The organism is Arthrobacter sp. NPDC080031, assembly GCF_040702485.1.
Lineage (GTDB): Bacteria > Actinomycetota > Actinomycetes > Actinomycetales > Micrococcaceae > Arthrobacter.
Genome location: NZ_JBFBLA010000036.1, coordinates 1 through 15,533, shown reverse-complemented (window position 1 = coordinate 15,533; position 15,533 = coordinate 1). Strand labels below are relative to the sequence as shown.

At 63.2% G+C, this 15,533-nt stretch carries 14 protein-coding genes; 2 read left to right on the top strand and 12 right to left on the bottom strand.

The window, feature by feature from the left end:
- Positions 1–5: 5 nt before the first annotated feature.
- The 12 genes from ftsW to AB0323_RS21820 form a co-directional block, all read right to left on the bottom strand.
- Positions 6–1,310, bottom strand: a complete 1,305-nt coding sequence (gene ftsW, locus AB0323_RS21875; protein WP_366179211.1) for a putative lipid II flippase FtsW — start codon at positions 1,308–1,310, stop codon at positions 6–8.
- Between the two features lie 2 nt (positions 1,311–1,312).
- A complete protein-coding gene (gene murD, locus AB0323_RS21870) occupies positions 1,313–2,914 on the bottom strand; it encodes a UDP-N-acetylmuramoyl-L-alanine--D-glutamate ligase (RefSeq protein WP_366179210.1) in 1,602 nt (533 codons plus the stop codon).
- Positions 2,896–4,005: a phospho-N-acetylmuramoyl-pentapeptide-transferase gene (gene mraY, locus AB0323_RS21865; protein ID WP_364538177.1), complete on the bottom strand. Its 1,110-nt coding sequence runs from the start codon at positions 4,003–4,005 to the stop codon at positions 2,896–2,898. The genes murD and mraY overlap by 19 nt, the downstream gene beginning before the upstream one ends.
- Positions 4,002–5,492 (bottom strand): UDP-N-acetylmuramoyl-tripeptide--D-alanyl-D-alanine ligase, encoded by a 1,491-nt coding sequence (murF, locus tag AB0323_RS21860; RefSeq protein ID WP_366179209.1) that lies wholly within the window; start codon positions 5,490–5,492, stop codon positions 4,002–4,004. Before murF ends, mraY begins: the two co-directional genes overlap by 4 nt.
- A 6-nt stretch (positions 5,493–5,498) precedes the next feature.
- On the bottom strand, positions 5,499–7,115 hold the full coding sequence (locus tag AB0323_RS21855) for a UDP-N-acetylmuramoyl-L-alanyl-D-glutamate--2,6-diaminopimelate ligase (RefSeq protein ID WP_366179208.1): 1,617 nt from the start codon (positions 7,113–7,115) through the stop codon (positions 5,499–5,501).
- Between the two features lie 162 nt (positions 7,116–7,277).
- Complete coding sequence (locus AB0323_RS21850) at positions 7,278–9,080, bottom strand: penicillin-binding protein 2 (RefSeq protein WP_366179207.1); 1,803 nt, start codon at positions 9,078–9,080, stop codon at positions 7,278–7,280.
- Between the two features lie 54 nt (positions 9,081–9,134).
- A complete protein-coding gene (locus AB0323_RS21845) occupies positions 9,135–9,800 on the bottom strand; it encodes a hypothetical protein (RefSeq protein WP_366179206.1) in 666 nt (221 codons plus the stop codon).
- Positions 9,797–10,795, bottom strand: coding sequence for a 16S rRNA (cytosine(1402)-N(4))-methyltransferase RsmH (rsmH, locus tag AB0323_RS21840; RefSeq protein WP_366179205.1), 999 nt, complete (start codon positions 10,793–10,795; stop codon positions 9,797–9,799). The genes AB0323_RS21845 and rsmH overlap by 4 nt, the downstream gene beginning before the upstream one ends.
- Positions 10,796–10,980: 185 nt before the next feature.
- Positions 10,981–11,412, bottom strand: coding sequence for a division/cell wall cluster transcriptional repressor MraZ (gene mraZ, locus AB0323_RS21835; RefSeq protein ID WP_059389147.1), 432 nt, complete (start codon positions 11,410–11,412; stop codon positions 10,981–10,983).
- A gap of 377 nt (positions 11,413–11,789) precedes the next feature.
- A complete protein-coding gene (locus AB0323_RS21830; protein ID WP_364538166.1) occupies positions 11,790–12,155 on the bottom strand; it encodes a DUF3040 domain-containing protein in 366 nt (121 codons plus the stop codon).
- A 168-nt stretch (positions 12,156–12,323) separates the two neighbouring features.
- Complete coding sequence (gene dinB, locus AB0323_RS21825) at positions 12,324–13,592, bottom strand: DNA polymerase IV (protein WP_366179228.1); 1,269 nt, start codon at positions 13,590–13,592, stop codon at positions 12,324–12,326.
- A 182-nt stretch (positions 13,593–13,774) separates the two neighbouring features.
- Positions 13,775–14,038 (bottom strand): hypothetical protein, encoded by a 264-nt coding sequence (locus AB0323_RS21820; RefSeq protein WP_366179204.1) that lies wholly within the window; start codon positions 14,036–14,038, stop codon positions 13,775–13,777.
- On the opposite strand from AB0323_RS21820, the gene AB0323_RS21815 reads away from it, so the two are divergent.
- Entirely contained in the window at positions 14,016–14,288 is a 273-nt protein-coding gene (locus tag AB0323_RS21815; RefSeq protein WP_366179203.1) for a hypothetical protein, read from the top strand. The two genes, AB0323_RS21820 and AB0323_RS21815, sit on opposite strands and share 23 nt — an antisense overlap.
- Positions 14,285–15,376: a polyprenyl synthetase family protein gene (locus AB0323_RS21810; protein ID WP_366179202.1), complete on the top strand. Its 1,092-nt coding sequence runs from the start codon at positions 14,285–14,287 to the stop codon at positions 15,374–15,376. The genes AB0323_RS21815 and AB0323_RS21810 overlap by 4 nt, the downstream gene beginning before the upstream one ends.
- The last annotated feature ends 157 nt before the right edge of the window (positions 15,377–15,533 follow it).

Genomic DNA, 15,533 nt, shown 5'->3' with positions numbered 1-15,533 from the left:
GAGTGCTATGTACGCTTTCGTGCAGTTTTTCCAAGTCGCCAGCGCGGCTTGGAACGGCTGGCAGGAGCCATTTGGGCGCGGGCCAAAGACAACACTACGCCCACGCCGCACAGCGACATCACCAACGCTGAACCACCGTAGGAAATGAAAGGCAGGGGAACGCCGATCACGGGCAGCAGTCCCGCCACCATGGCCATGTTGATCGCGGCCTGTCCAAGCATCCACGCCATGATCGATCCGCCGAGCACCCGGGCGAACAAGTCTTCCTGGTGGCTGACGACGCGGTAGATGGCAACGGCGAGCAGCGCAAAAAGCACCAGGACCACGATGGTGCCCACAAGCCCGAGTTCCTCCCCGATGACAGCGAAGATGAAGTCGTTGTGGGCTTCGGGAATCCACTGGTATTTTTGCCGGCTCTGGCCAAGTCCGACACCAAGCCAGCCTCCCGAAGCCAGGGCGCTGAGCCCCTGTTCGCTTTGGAAGCCGATGTCGCTCGCCCCGGCGCAACTCTGTCCCATCCACGAGGTGATCCGGCACATCCGGTTTCCGCTCGTGAACGCCAGAATCAGCGCGGCAGCGGCGGCGACACCACCGGCAGCAGCGAAGAGCTTCAGGTTGACGCCGCCGAAAAACAAGCCCGCAGCCATGATGAGCATGACCACCAGCGAGGTGCCGAGGTCATGCCCCAGGACAATGAGGGTAATGATGACGCCGGAGACCGGGACGATAGGGATCAGCGCGTGCGTCCACTTGTCGAGAAGTTTTGCCTTGACGGAAAGCACCGTGGCCATCCAGAGCACCAAGGCGAACTTGGCGTATTCCGATGGCTGGAAGGTGAAGCCACCGATCTCGATCCAGTTCTGGTTGCCCAGCACACGCTTGCCGATCACGAGTACCAGCACCAGCAAGGCGCAGGCAAGAATGATTGAAGGCCAGGCGAACCTTTTCAGCCAGACGACGTTGACCCGTGAAAGCACCAGCATCGCAACGACGCCGATGCCTGCGAACATGCCCTGCTTGGTGGCGATGGAGTACGGGGATTCGCCGGCCGCAATCGCCTCGACGCTGGACGCCGACAGGACCATGATGATCCCGATGGCCGTGAGCGCAAGCGAAGCGCCAAGAATCAAGTAGTAGGTTGACCCGCCGCTCGATTTACCGCTTCCCTCCAGAGTTGCCCAGAACCCGGAAATCCCCGAGCGGATGCGGGACGGCAGCGAGGCTCGGGCAACGCCTGCCGCGCGTCCAGCGGGGTCTGGCTTGCCGGCCCGGGTCCGCCCGGGCCCGCTGCGCGTGGGCGTGCTGACCATTGTTACTCCTCGGTGGTCTGTGCCTGGCCTTCCACAAGCTCGCGCACTGCCCGGATGAAAGCATCGCCACGGTGAGCGTAGGAAGAGAACTGGTCCATGGAAGCAGCCGCCGGGGCCATCAGCACGGTATCGCCGGGCTCGGCGACACGTGCTGCCGACTCGACAGCATGGGCCATGACGGTGTCGCCGAAGATCGGAGACGGTTCCGCGGCGGCACCAGCTGAATCGGCGGACTGCACCTTTTCAGTGTCGCCCTTGGGCTGCCCGATTACGGGCACATCCGCTGCGTGTCGCTTGAGGGAGGCTTCCAGGTCCGCGGTGTCGGAGCCGATCAGCACCACCGCCTTGAGCCTGTGCGCGTTGCTTTTGACCAGGTCGTCATAGTTGACGCCCTTGGACAAACCGCCTGCGATCCAGACGACCTTGTCGAACGCGGACAGGGCGGCAGAAGCTGCGTGCGGATTGGTCGCTTTGGAGTCGTTGACCCAGAGCACGCCGTTCTGCTTGGCCACAGGCTGGATGCGGTGGTCTCCCGGGAGATAGTTCCGGAGCCCCTCGCGCACTGCAGCCGGTTCGACGCCGTAAGCGCGCACGAGTGCGGCGGCGGCCAGCGCGTTGGCGACCATGTGTCGGGGCGCAGGCTGGCCCAGATCCGCCAGGGACGCGAGTTCCTCTGCTGAACTCTTGCGCTCTTCAATGAACGCACGGTCCACGAGCAACCCCTCGACGACACCGAGCATGCTGACAGCCGGGGTCGAGGTGGTGAAGCCGATCGCCCGGCAACCCTCCACCACGTCGGCGTTTTCCACCATGCGTTCGGTCTCGATCTGCTCGGCGTTGTAGATACACGCCTTCTGGGTGTGCTCGAAGATTTTTGCTTTGTCCGCGAGGTAGGACTCGTAGGAGCCGTGCCAGTCGACGTGGTCCTCGGCGACATTGAGGCAGACGCTTGCAACCGGGGAGAGCGATTCGATCCAGTGCAATTGGAAGCTGGAAAGCTCGACCGCGAAGGCGTCGTACTCCACTGGGTCACGGAGGGCATCCAGGATGGGAGTACCTACGTTCCCCACGGCGATTGCCTTGAGCCCCGCTGCCTGCAGCATGGCTTCAGTCATGCCCACCGTGGTGGTCTTGCCGTTGGTACCGGTGATCGTGAGCCAGTCCGCCGTCTTGCGGCCTTTGCGTTCGCGTACCCGCCAGGCGAGTTCGACGTCGCCCCACACCGGTACGTGGGCCCGTTTGGCAGCTGCCAGGAGGGACTGGTCCGGCCGCCAGCCCGGCGATGTCACGACGAGTTCGGCCTTTTCGCCGTCCACGCGGGGCAGCGTCTTGACGGCGTCCTGGCCGAGGAGGACGTCGGCTGCGCCGACGATCTTCAAGGTGTCCGCCTGGGCGAGGGCTTTGGCGCTCGTGGCAGCGTCAACCACCACTACCCGTGCGCCGAGTTCGATCAAGGTGTCGGCGGCCGCGAAACCGGAGACACCGATGCCGGTCACGACGACGCGCAGGCCCTTCCAGTCGGAATCCCAACTGACGAGGTTACCTAGCCGGTCGTTGGCAGAAGGCTTGGTTTGAGGACTTGAGCTCACAGCAGCACCACCCATTCAGCATAGAAAATCCCAAGGCCGGCGGCCACGAAGAGGCCGCAAAGAATCCAGAATCGGACAACCACCGTGATCTCGGCCCAGCCCTTGAGTTCGAAATGATGCTGAAGGGGGGCCATCTTGAAGACCCGCTTCCCCTTGGTGACCTTGAAGTAGCCCACCTGGATGATGACCGACAGCGTGATGAGGACGAAAAGGCCGCCGATGATGCCCAAAAGAAGCTCGGTGCGGGAGAGGATCGCAAAGCCCGCCACCGCGCCGCCGATGGCCAGGGAACCGGTGTCTCCCATGAAGATCTTCGCCGGGGACGTGTTCCACCAGAGGAAGCCCACCAGAGCGGCACTGCAGATAGCGGCCAGGAGCGCCAGATCGAGCGGGTCGCGGACCGAGTAGCAGCCGCTGCCCGCCTCGCGGGGTGAACCGCAGGCCTGGTTGTTCTGCCAGATTCCCATCAGCGTGTAGGCTCCGAAGACCATGATGGAGGCGCCGGCGGCAAGGCCGTCCAGACCGTCCGTCAGGTTGACGCCGTTGGTTGCCGCAGTGACGATCAGGTTCGACCAGATGACAAACAGGATGGCCCCGAGGACGGTGCCTCCGAAGGCCAGGTTCAGCCAGGGAATGTCCCGGACAAGGGAAATATGGGTGGAGGCCGGGGTGATCCCCTGCGCGTCGGGGAAGTTCAGGACGAGCACTGCGAAGACAATGCCGACGAACGCCTGAAGGATCAGCTTGGCTTTGGCATTGAGTCCGAGGCTGCGTTGCTTGGAGATCTTGATGAAATCGTCGAGGAAGCCAACGAATCCCATGCCGACCATGAGGAACAACAGGAGCAGGCCCGAAGCCGATGGGCCCGGTGATCGCGGGTTCATCATCCACATGATCAGGTGGGTCAGCCCGTAGCTGACGAGCACGGCGGCCACCACGACGGTCCCGCCCATGGTGGGAGTGCCGCGCTTGGTGTGGTGGGAGGTAGGTCCGTCGTCGCGGATGAACTGGCCGTATCCCTTGGTGACGAGGAACCGGATGAAGAGCGGCGTTCCGACCAAAGCCACCAGGAGGGCGACGCCCGCGCCGATCAACAGTGCAATCACAGCAGCTCGTTCCCTTCATTGGCGGCGGTTGCAGCCGTTGTGTTCGCACTCGTACCGGCTTGTGGGGGTAATGCTATCCGATCCCCTAAATGCCTTAGGCCCACCCCGTTCGAGGACTTGAAAAGCACCAAGTCGCCTGGTTTGAGCTCGGCCTGCAGCAGTTCGTAGGCTTCGTCGGCCGTTTCCGCGAAACTGCACTCGTCGCCCCAGGAGCCTTCCTGGATCGCGGAAATGTACAGCGCCCGGGCTTCGCGGCCAACCACTACGAGCCTGGAAATGTTCAAGCGGACCACTTGCGTCCCCACGGCGGTGTGTTCGCGGATGGAGTCTTCGCCAAGCTCCAGCATCGCCCCCAGCACCGCCCACGTGCGGCGTCCGTGGCCCAGGTCGGCGAGGGTGCGCAGGGCTGCCCTCATGGATTCCGGATTCGCGTTGTACGCGTCGTTGATGATGGTGACCCCGTCCGGGCGCTCAGTGCGTTCCATTCGCCACCGGCTGGCCGGCGACTGCTCGCTCAGCGACTCGGCGATCCCGGCGGCGGGGATGCCGGCCGCGAACGCGGCGGCAGCGGCCGCAAGAAGGTTGGTGACGTGGTGCGCACCGATGAGCTTGCTGTGGACGGGATGCGGGATCCCGCCGTCGGGGAGGAAGAGTTCGAATTCCGGGTGGCCGTCTTCGTCGATATCGGCGTTCCTGGCTTCGACTGCGGAGCCGGAAATGCCGGTGGCGGTGGTTCCGAGCACTTTGGCCCGGGTGCGGGAGACCATGGCCGCGACCCGCGCGTCGTCGAGGTTGATGACGGCGGTTCCGTCCTGCCCCAGCGCCTCGACGAGTTCGCCCTTGGCCTTGGCTATGTTCTCGACGCCACCGAACTCGCCTGCGTGGGCGGTGCCGACGCAAAGAACGACGCCGATATCCGGTTGGACCATCTCGGCGAGGTATTTGATGTGGCCGACGCCGGTGGCGCCCATTTCGATCACGAGGTAGCGGGTGCCCGCATCGGCTCGGAAAACGGTGAGCGGCACGCCGACTTCCCCGTTGTACGAACCCTGAGGCGCCACTGTGGCGCCGGCGCGGGAAAGAATGCCCGCGAGCAGGTCCTTGGTAGTGGTCTTGCCCGCCGAGCCTGTGATGCCGATGACGGTGAAGGGCTCCCCCTGTGCGGCCCGGGCGGCGCGGATTCGGCGCACGGACTCTGCAGCCAGGGCACCCATGGCGATCACGGCGTCATCGACGACGACGGCTGGGTACGGCCGGCCGTCGTTGTCGGAAACGTCGCGCTCGGTCAGCGCCAGGACAGCCCCGCGCTCGAAAGCGGCGCCTACATAGGCATGGCCGTCAGCGTTCTCTCCTGGCTTGGCCACGTACAACGATCCAGCGGCCGCCTCACGGGAGTCGGTAACAACGGACGCCGGGACAATGTCCGGGTCCGCTGCCAATCGGCCGTTGGTAATATCGGCGATCTCCGCCGCAGTAAGTGCAATCATCTCGGTCTAGGACTCTATCCGCTCGTCCGTTGAAACTTTGAATCCCCTGGCTGTCAAGGCCGCCCGTAGTTCCACCCGGTCGTCGAGGGCAAGGTTGACGCCCTTCACTTCCTGCCAGACCTCGTGGCCGCGGCCGGCGACCAGGATGGTGTCTTTCTCGGTGGCCAGTTCCACGGCTTGGCGGATGGCGGCGTCCCGCGGGTACGCTTCCACGATCTCGCAGTCCAGGTTCTCCGACTCGCGGGCGGCACGGGCGCCGGCGATGACTTCCGAACGGATCGCCGCTGCGTCTTCGTCATGGGGATCGTCGTCGCTGACGATGACGACGTCGGCGAGCCGGGCGGCTATGGCGCCCATGGTCGGCCGCTTGCCCTGGTCGCGCTGTCCTGTTGCGCCGAAAACAACAATCACGCGCGATCCCGGGGATTGCGGGCGTACGGCCTTGAGGGCCCTCGCCAGCGCGTCCGGGTTGTGCGCGAAATCGACAACGGAGGCAGGGGCATCCGAGATCAGCTGCATCCGGCCGGGTACGGAAACGGTGAAGGGATCGTGCGTGTCCAGCGCCGCCTGGAGTGCCGCCGGCTCGATGCCGGAGTCGAGGACCATAATGGTGGCCAGCGCCGCGTTGGCGACGTTGAAGTCCCCCGGCAATCCGGTATGGACGCGCAGGGCCGTTCCGTCGCGGTGGCGCAATTCGAAGTCCGTTCCGAGCCCGCGTGGCTTGGCTGACTCCACCGTCCAGTCAGCGTCGCTCCCCTCCGTGGCCGACAGCGTGGTCACGGGAATTCCCGCCTCATCGGCCAGCAAGCGCCCCCACGGGTCGTCAACGGTCACCACGGCCCGCCTTGCGCGCGCGCTGGTGAACAGCTCCGCCTTGGTCCGGTAGTACTCCTCCATGCTTCCGTGGAGATCTAGGTGGTCCTGTGTCAGGTTGGTGAAGCCGGCAACGTCGAACGTCACGGAGTCGACCCTGTGGAAGGACAGGGCATGGGAGGAAACCTCCATGGAAGCAGCCTCCAGCCCGCGTTCACGCATGAGGGCGAGCAAGGCGTGGACGTCCGTCGACTCCGGCGTGGTCAGCAGGCTCGGAATGGCTTCGCCCCCCGCAAGAATCTCGATCGTCCCGATCAGTCCAGGATTCATGCCCAGGGCGCGGAGCAGGGAGTTGATGAAATACGTCGTTGTCGTTTTGCCGTTTGTACCGGTCACCCCGAAAAGCGTGGGCGAACCGCCGTCGAGGGGCTGGCTTCGATAAATGAGGGCAGCGAGGGACCCGACGGCGGCACGGGGATTGCTGACGATCAGCACGGGAACAGCGAGGTCCTCAAGTGCCAATTGACGCGCGCCGTCTTCATCGGTTAAGACGGCCACAGCACCGGCTGCCACCGCTTGGGTGACGAAGTCGGCGCCATGGCGTGTGGCACCGGGCAGCGCCAGGTACAAGTCTCCCGGCTCGACCGTGCGCGAGTTGAGGGACACACCAGTCACCGACGTATCTCCGGAGTCCGGGGGCAGCGCGATTCCGAGGGACGATGCGATGGCCTCAAGGGGAACAGGCGCCACGACGGCTGGACGGAAGCCTGGTTTGTCCGTAGCCGACGGGTTCCCTGTAGGGATCGACACGGCATCATTCTGCTCTGACAAGGTGGTCTCCGTTGGTACTCGTAAAACTGGCCGCGCGGGAACCCGGGGGCTACCGCAAACGGCATGGGTGGATCGTAATGTGGCCGGACAGATGCCCACTAAGCTTACTTGGCAAAACTGGGCTGCCTGCCGTGATGGCCCCTATTTGCCGTATTGGGGAAGCCGCGCTGGAGTGCCCGTGGACGGCGGGACGTTGTAGGTACGCAGGACCTGGCCCATGACCGAGCGGAAAATCGGCCCCTGGGTGATGCCGTAAATGCTGCCCTTGGGCCGCTGGATTACAACCTCTACGATGAAGCGCGGATTGTCCATGGGCGCCATGCCCACGATCGAGGCGGTATAGCCATCGAACCCAGGCAGGCCATCTTCACGGGGCGCCTGGGACGTGCCCGTCTTGGCGCCCACCCGGTATCCATCGATCGCGGCATCCTTCACTTCGCCCATGGTGACGTTGCTCTCCAGGATGTCCCGCACCTGCTGCGCGGTGTCTTTGGTCACGACTTGCCGGGAATCCTTGGCAGGCACTTTCTCCTCCACCCCGTCAGCTCCGACGTAGCCGTCAATCAGCCGCGGTTGCAGCATCACGCCGTCGTTGGCCACGCTTTGGTACGCCCGGACGGTCTGCAGCGTGGACTGGGAAACACCTTGGCCGAACAGCACGGTGTACTGCTGGCGGTCATCCCATTGATCGGGCTTGGCCAGGATGCCTGAGGTTTCGGCGGGAAGGCCAATGTCCGGAGCTTGGCCGATACCGAAGCGCGTCAGGTAGTCGTAGCGCTGTTGCTTGCTCAGGCGGCTGCCGATCATCACGGTACCCGTGTTCATCGAATAGCCAAGGATGCCGGCAAGGGTCCTCTGCTCGGTTCCATGGTCGAACGCATCGGTGAAAGTCTGACCGTCGATGGTCAAAGCCGGTGGAATGGTGACGGTGTCCAATGGGCTGGACTTTCCCTCATTGATCGCAGCGGACGCCGTGATCATCTTCTCCACCGAGCCGGGCTCGTAGGCAGCCGTCACGGACCGTACGCCGCGGTCCGCAGCCGCTACCTTGCCGGGGTCGTTGGGATCCGGTGCGTTGGTGTCCGCCATCGCGATGAGGTTCCCGGTTTTGATGTCCTCGACGACGATTGATCCCCACTCGGCATTGAGCTGGTTGACCTGGGTCTGGATGGCCTGCTGCGCAAAGTACTGGATGTCCGTGTTCAGCGTCAGCTTGACGTCTTTGCCGTTGACGGCCGGGGTCAGCAGGTCGGTTGCCACGGGGATACGAAGACCGTCGGCGCCGATCTCAAAAACGCGCTTGCCGTCTTTGCCGCGGAGCAGCTCGTCCTGGGTCTGCTCAAGGCCTGCCTGGCCCGTGGTGCCGTCTTTAAGGAAGCCGACTATCCCACCGGCCACGCTGCCGTTGGGATAGACGCGCTTGCTGATTCCCTCCGAGACGATACCCGGGATGTGCAGTTGGGCTATCCGGTCCTCGACGTCCGGCTTCACTTCCTTGGCCACGATGTTGTACTTCTTCACGCCGGTCACGGCTTGTGTGACCTGCCCGACGTCCATCCCGAGGGCGCTGGCAAGCTCTGCTATCCCCTGGGACCTGGAGATCGTATCGATAACTTGGGTCTGGGAGTTGAAACGAGGAAACTGATCGGTATTGGTGTTGACCGTTTGGTCCACCACGATGTTGTAGCGGATCACGCTGCTTGCGAGAACGGTGCCGTTGGCGTCAAGGATCTTGCCTCGTTCGGCCGGCAGGATCGTGGTTGTCAGCCGGTTGTTGTAGGCCGCCTCGGCCAGGCCACCGACGTCCAGCCCCTGGACGAGGAACAACTTGCCCCCGACCACCAGCAATAGCGTCAGCATGACTCCGAGGCCGAGGCCGAGGCGCAGGCGCTTCTTCGCCGCCGGCGTTCTCTTGTTCTTCGATTTGCCGGTTTTCTGCACCACGTCGATTCCTTGCTGCTTGCCTTGCTGGTCACCTGAAATCAGGTCGGCTGGACGTTACTGCCCTGGTACCTTCTGCTGTGGAGCGGGGACCGAACCACCGTGGAGATCCACAGCCGGCGGCTTGGGTGCCGCAGGAACCGCGGGCGCCTGCGGTTTGGCCGGTGTCGAGTCGGCGGCCACGTTCGGCTTGCGGCTGTCCAGTGAATCATTCTTGGCGGGTGCGGACGGAGCGACGCTGGATTGGCCTGCAACCGCAGGAGGAGCGATGACGGCACCGGGATTCTGTCCCTTGGTTGCCGGCGTGGCTTTTCCTGTGACCGTCAGGTTGTCCAGATCGATCTGGCCCGTGGCAGTGGAAGCTACCATGCCCAATTCTGCGGCCTTGGCGGCAAGATTCTGGGGAGCTTGGTAGTTCTGGACCTGCTGTGTCAGGTCCTGGTTCTGCTTGGTCAAGGACGCAGCGTCGTTCCTGAGCTTCACAAGGTCGTATTGGGCCGTGGAAACGGAGATGTTGAGCACCAGGACAGTCAGCAAGGCGGCGGCCAGCACGCCGAAGCAAAAGACGACGAACGGAGTCCGTCGTCGTCCGGGAACACTTTGTACGAGCGAGAGCGGCGTCCGCGCCTTGCGGGTCGTGTCGCGCTCCGGTCCCCGGGCGGGCAGGGCACGCGCAGTGTTCCCCACTGTGGTCGGCAGGATCTTCGCGGCAGCGGTGCTCATGCTGTTCTCCTCGCTTTGATGCGTTCCACGGCCCGCAGGCGGGCAGATGCCGCACGCGGGTTTTCGGCGATTTCTTCAGGGGTAGGCACTTCGGTGCCCTTGGTCAGGATCTTGAATTCCGGCTTATGTTCTTCCAGCTCCACAGGGAAGCCGAGCGGTGCCGAGGACTTGGACCGGGACTGGAAGACCGACTTGACGATCTTGTCTTCGAGTGAGTGGTACGACATGACCACTACCCGTCCGCCCATTGCCGAGGCTGCGAGGGCCGCAGGCACTGCCCTCTCCAGGACATCGAGTTCCTCGTTGACTTCGATGCGCAGGGCCTGGAAAGTCCGCTTTGCCGGATGTCCACCGGACTTTGCAGCCGCAGCGGGAACAACGCCCCGGATCTGCTCGACGAGTTCCCCGGTGGTGGCGAATGGCTTGGTGACCCTCGCCGTGACGATGCGGTTCGCGATCCTGCCGGCAAACTTTTCCTCGCCCCACTTGCGGATAATCCGCACGAGGTCTTCTTCGGAATAGTTGTTGACTACGTCGGCGGCAGTCTGGCCGCGGCTGGTGTCCATCCGCATATCCAGCGGCGCGTCGTAGGAGTAGGCAAAGCCGCGCTCCCGCTCGTCCAGTTGGAGGGAAGAGACACCCAGATCCATGAGGATGCCGTGCACCTCCGGGATGCCCAAGTCGGCAAGCACATCTTCGATTTCGTCATAAACGGCATGTACCAGGTCAGTGCGGGCCGCGAACGGTTGCAGGCGCTCTCCAGCGAGGGCCAGGGCCTCTTCGTCCCGGTCGATACCAACGAGGTGCAGATCGGGGAACCGCTGCAGCATCGCTTCGGAGTGGCCACCCATTCCCAATGTGGCGTCGATGACGACGGGCGTTTCGCCACGGCTGCGGGCGGCCTCAAAACCTGGTGCCAACAAATTGATGCACCGGTCCTTCAGGACCGGTACATGTCGCTCCGAGGTTGGTTTTGGCGCGTCTTGCTCCTCCATGCGGCCTCCTCAGAGCTGAATTGTTCATCTGTCAGTTTCGTGCTGAGCGGTCGCTTCTTGGGCCGGATCCCCATCCGCGCCTATCGCAGCGTCTGCCTGGCTCCGGGGAAGGTGAGCCAGGAAAACAATGTGATGGGCGGCTGGAGATCCCGTCCAAGAAGCATTGCTGCTTCCTGTGCCGGTTTCTAAATGAAACCGGGAAGGTTGTCGTCGTCGGTCTCCGAGAAGGCGGCTTCCTTCTCGGCCAGGTACTCATCCCAAGCCTGGGCGTCCCAGATCTCTGCGCGGGTTCCGGCGCCGATGACCGCCAATTCCCGCTCAAGACCTGCGTAGCTCCGGAGCGCCGGCGGAATTGTCACGCGCCCCTGCTTGTCAGGCACCTCGTCAGAGGCTCCGGACAGGAAAACCCTGATGTAGTCACGTGACTGCTTGGAGGAGATGGGGGCCTCCCGCATGGATTCGTGAATACGTTCGAATTCCCGCTGGCTGAAGACGTAGATGCAACGTTCCTGGCCCCTTGTGAGGACCAAGCCGTCAGCAAGTTCCTCGCGGAACTTGGCGGGAAGGATGATCCGGCCCTTTTCGTCCAGACGCGGTGAATGCGTGCCAAGAAACACTGGCCCACCGCCCCATCTGTAAAGGTGCCCGTACCTGCCCCACGCCGCCACTACCCTCTTACTTGCTCCACTTTACTCCACAAGCCCCCACAGTCAACGCAATCCGGCGTGTTTCTGCCCCACTTTCGTATGCGGGAGCCTGAAAACATGCGGCTCCCGGGGGTGGTTGGTGGTGGAGGAGACTTTGCGGCGGCGCTCCAAGGAGGCGCACGACGGCGGCTCGCCAGCCCCGCCTACAGGCTCGCGAGGTGCGGCGAACGTGGCGTTAAATGCGAAAAGACCCGAGATTCGGGTCTTTTCGCAATCAGGTCAGAGCCTGGTGGTGCAATGTGGAGGACTCGGCATCCGTTTGGAGGACAAGCCCCTGGATGGAGCGTTCAGCTCTCCTCGCCGCGGCGGCGCTCGTCCCAGCGTTCCTCAAGGTTGCTCATGAATGAGTTCCTTGCCTTGCCCGGCTTGGCACTCTTCGACTTCCCGCCGGCTGCCCGTCTCAGGGTGGCGAAGTAAACGCCGGCGCCCATCACGATGAAGCCCAGCACCCCAAGGAAGATGTTCTGCAGGGACACACCTACCAACAACAAGAGAATCCCGACGATAGTGCCGAGAACGCCAATAACGATGTGCCTGGTCGACCATGAGCGAATGGGGTCAGAGCCCATTGAATTGGCAAACTTTGGATCGTCCTCATGCAGTTGCTTCTCGAGTTGCTCGAGTAGCTTCTGTTCGTGCTCCGAGAGGGGCATCGCGACCTCCTTTAGTCGGCCAGCGTCTGGATACGCTGCGGCCGTTGCCTCTGTTCCTTGAACGGACAAACCCAAAAAAGGGTTCCCGAAGACCGGGTCTTGTGAACACGGTCTCACGGAACAGACGCAACATGGCAATTTATCCAGACGGTCTAAATCTGTGTATCTCTAGGATAGTTTGTTGTCCGCTGTTCTGAAAGACACGCCGGAGGGCATGCGAGGGCTCTTCGAAGCCAAGGTAGGGCCCGGCCCGTCCGGCTGCGCATGCGGCTCCAAAAGCGTCGCAGGAAGGACGGTCTTGCTGCCGAATCGCTCGATGACACGGTCAAGCGCCTGTTCAGCCGCCCGCCAGTTGTCGTCCCGGCGGTCGAAGCTTAACTGCAGCGAGGTGTGTTCCGCCGGTTCGAGCTGCTCAGCCCGGACTCCTACAAGGCGCACGCTCATGGGGCGCTCCCCCAAGGACGCCAGCAACTGGCTTGCCACCTGGTAGATCATCTGGGCGCTGTCCACCGGCGTGTGCATTGTCTTGCTTCGGCTGATTGTCGAAAAATCCGCATAACGCAGCTTCAGCGCGATGGTCCGGGCCAGCATTCCCGCCGTCCGCAGCCGTGAAGCGGTTCGGTGGGAGAGCCTGAGCAACTCGCGGTGCAGGAGCGCGTCATCCGGGGTGTCAATAGCGAACGTTTCCTCGGAACCAATGCTCTTTTCGAGGCGGGTGGGCGTGACCGGCCGCGGATCCAGGCCCATCGACAATCGGTGGACGTGTTCGCCTGAGGCCCCAAGGACCTTTTTCAAGGAAGAAAGCGGGGTGGCCGCCACATCGGCCACGGTACGGATCCCCAGCCTTGCGAGGACATCGGCGGTCTTGGCCCCGACTCCCCACAACGCGTTCACGGGCAGGCTGTGCAAATAGGCTACGGTCTGCCCTTCCTCAATGAGGAGCAGTCCGTCGGGTTTGCAGCGCGTAGAAGCAATTTTGGCAACGAACTTGTTGGCGGCTATTCCGACAGAGGCAGTGATTCCCAGCTCCGACTCAACACGGCGCCGGATCAAACGGCCGATCTGGAGGGGCGGACCAAGTCTCCTGATGGCGCCTCCCACATCAAGGAAAGCCTCGTCGACGCTCAAGGGCTCCACGAGTTCCGTTATCGATTCGAAAATGCCCATCAATTGCGCGGACACCTCGTAGTAGAGGCTGTGGCGGGGCTCGATGATGACCGCGTTGGGACACATCCGCATGGCGTTGGCCATGGGCATGGCGGACTTCACGCCCAACGCGCGCGCTTCGTAGGAGGCGGACAGCACAACCGAGCGATCCACCGGGAAGCCCACAATGACGGGTTTTCCCTTGAGTTCGGGCCGCGTGCGCAATTCCACCGAGACAAAGAAGGCATCCATGTCCACGTGGAGGATGCTGGTGCGCCGCAGTTCCCGCAGAGCATCGGGATCCGGGGCGAATTCCTGTCCGGGGCCCCGCCCGTTGTTCTCTGCTTGTGGTCTCACAAGGAAATCCTATGCCGCGGGACTGGTTACTGGTGCCAGCGTCCGGCGCCCTAAACTGGAGGCAGCATCCGGCGTCGTCCCCAGGAGGAAATCCCTGTGAAGCTCTTTGGAAAGCCTCAACCCGTCAGCCTGGCCTTGTTGGCCACGGGCGTCGCGTTGACCATCTCGGCGTGCGGGTCGTCCCCGGCAAGCATGGCATCCCAAGGGGCGGCGCCAACACCGTCCGGGACGGCCACTGCCTCGGCAAGTCCGGCGCCGGGCGCAACTTCCACGGGGTCCGCGGGAGCTTCGGCGGCGGTCGGCGCCTTGGTTCCGGGATTCCCCCAGCAACTGATTCCAGTGATGCCCAAGGCAGCCGTGGAATCCAGCAGTTTCGACAAGAACTCCTCTCCGGCGTCGGTGGCCCTTGTCGGGAACATTGCGTCGCCGTCGGACGAAGTAGTGGCCTTTTATACCTCCGCGCTCACGGCGCAGGGCTTTAAGGAAGTCCCCGGCAGCACTGTCGGAAGTATCAAATCAAAGGATTTCCTCCGCGGCGACAATGAAACGGTGAATATCTCGGTGGTGGAAACCGCAGGCAAATCCACGTTCACCATCGGTGCCAACGTGGCCGCCGGGTCAATCAAGTGACCACGGAGAGCTTGGGTTCGGAACAGAGCCGTTTTGTGGCCGATGTCGCCGCCAAACTTAACGGTTTCCTTGGGGTGCAACAAGAAACCATGGCCACCATCTCCCCCGATGTCGCCCCGCTCATGGGCTCAATCACAAGCCTCGTGACAGGTGGCAAACGGCTCAGGGCCCTGATGTGCTACTGGGGTTGGCGAGGTGCCGGAGGCGAGTCCGCACACCCCGACATCATCACCGCCGGTTGCGCTTTGGAACTCTTCCAGGCTGCAGCCCTGATTCACGACGACATCATCGACCGCTCCGACACACGGCGCGGCGGCCCGAGCGTCCACAAGCGGTTCAGCCAGCTCCATGAGGGCCAAGGCTGGGCCCTCGACAGCGAACGCTTCGGGCATGCGGCCGCTATTCTCACGGGAGACCTTTGCTTGTCCTTCAGCGAGGAGGCGTTCACGGAGATTGGCGGCAGGGCCGCTTCCGGCACAACCGCACGGCGGATCTTCAACCTGATGCGGGCGGAGGTCATGGCCGGCCAATACCTGGACATCCTGGAGGAAGTTGCGGGCCCGGTGCGGGACCGCGCGGGTGCCGTCCACCGCGCCCAGTCCATCATCCGTTTCAAGTCGGCGAAGTATTCAACGGAACACCCCTTGGCCCTGGGGGGCGCCCTGGCCGGTGCCAGCGAAGAGCTCCTGCAAGGCTATTCCGCCTTCGCGTTGCCCCTCGGCGAGGCATTCCAGTTGCGCGACGACGTTCTGGGAGTGTTCGGAGACCCGGGGACCACAGGAAAACCCGCGGGAGATGACCTCCGCGAAGGCAAGCGGACCGTGCTGGTGGGCTTCGCCATCAACCAGGCGGGGACTGCTGATTCGAGCTACATCGATACCATGCTCGGAAGGCCGGACCTTGGCGAGGCCGAGGTTGCCGAGATCCGGCGGATCATCGTGGATTGCGGTGCGCTCGAAGCCACGGAATCGATGATCGAGGAACTCAGCAATGAGGCTTTCGAGGCCTTGGAACGCCTCCCCCTGGCTGAACTCCCGCTTGCCGCGCTCAGGCAGCTGGCCGAAGCCGCCGTCAGCCGCGCCGCGTGAACTCTTGGATAAATCCGGGTTAAGGGCAGTCTAAATACCTGCTTAAATACGGTGGTGGCGATCAGCATTGCTGATCGGTCCCGTGGCAGTGATGACGCGACGGCTGGGCAGCCGCACGGTACTGGTCTGTGCATTGCTGTTCTCGATCACGGGCAAC

Coding starts and splice junctions, on each gene's coding strand:
- ftsW (WP_366179211.1), bottom strand. CDS start 1,310: ATGGTCAGCACGCCCACGCGCAGCGGGCCCGGGCGGACCCGGGCCGGC.
- murD (WP_366179210.1), bottom strand. CDS start 2,914: ATGGGTGGTGCTGCTGTGAGCTCAAGTCCTCAAACCAAGCCTTCTGCC.
- murF (WP_366179209.1), bottom strand. CDS start 5,492: ATGATTGCACTTACTGCGGCGGAGATCGCCGATATTACCAACGGCCGA.
- AB0323_RS21845 (WP_366179206.1), bottom strand. CDS start 9,800: ATGAGCACCGCTGCCGCGAAGATCCTGCCGACCACAGTGGGGAACACT.
- rsmH (WP_366179205.1), bottom strand. CDS start 10,795: ATGGAGGAGCAAGACGCGCCAAAACCAACCTCGGAGCGACATGTACCG.
- AB0323_RS21830 (WP_364538166.1), bottom strand. CDS start 12,155: ATGCCCCTCTCGGAGCACGAACAGAAGCTACTCGAGCAACTCGAGAAG.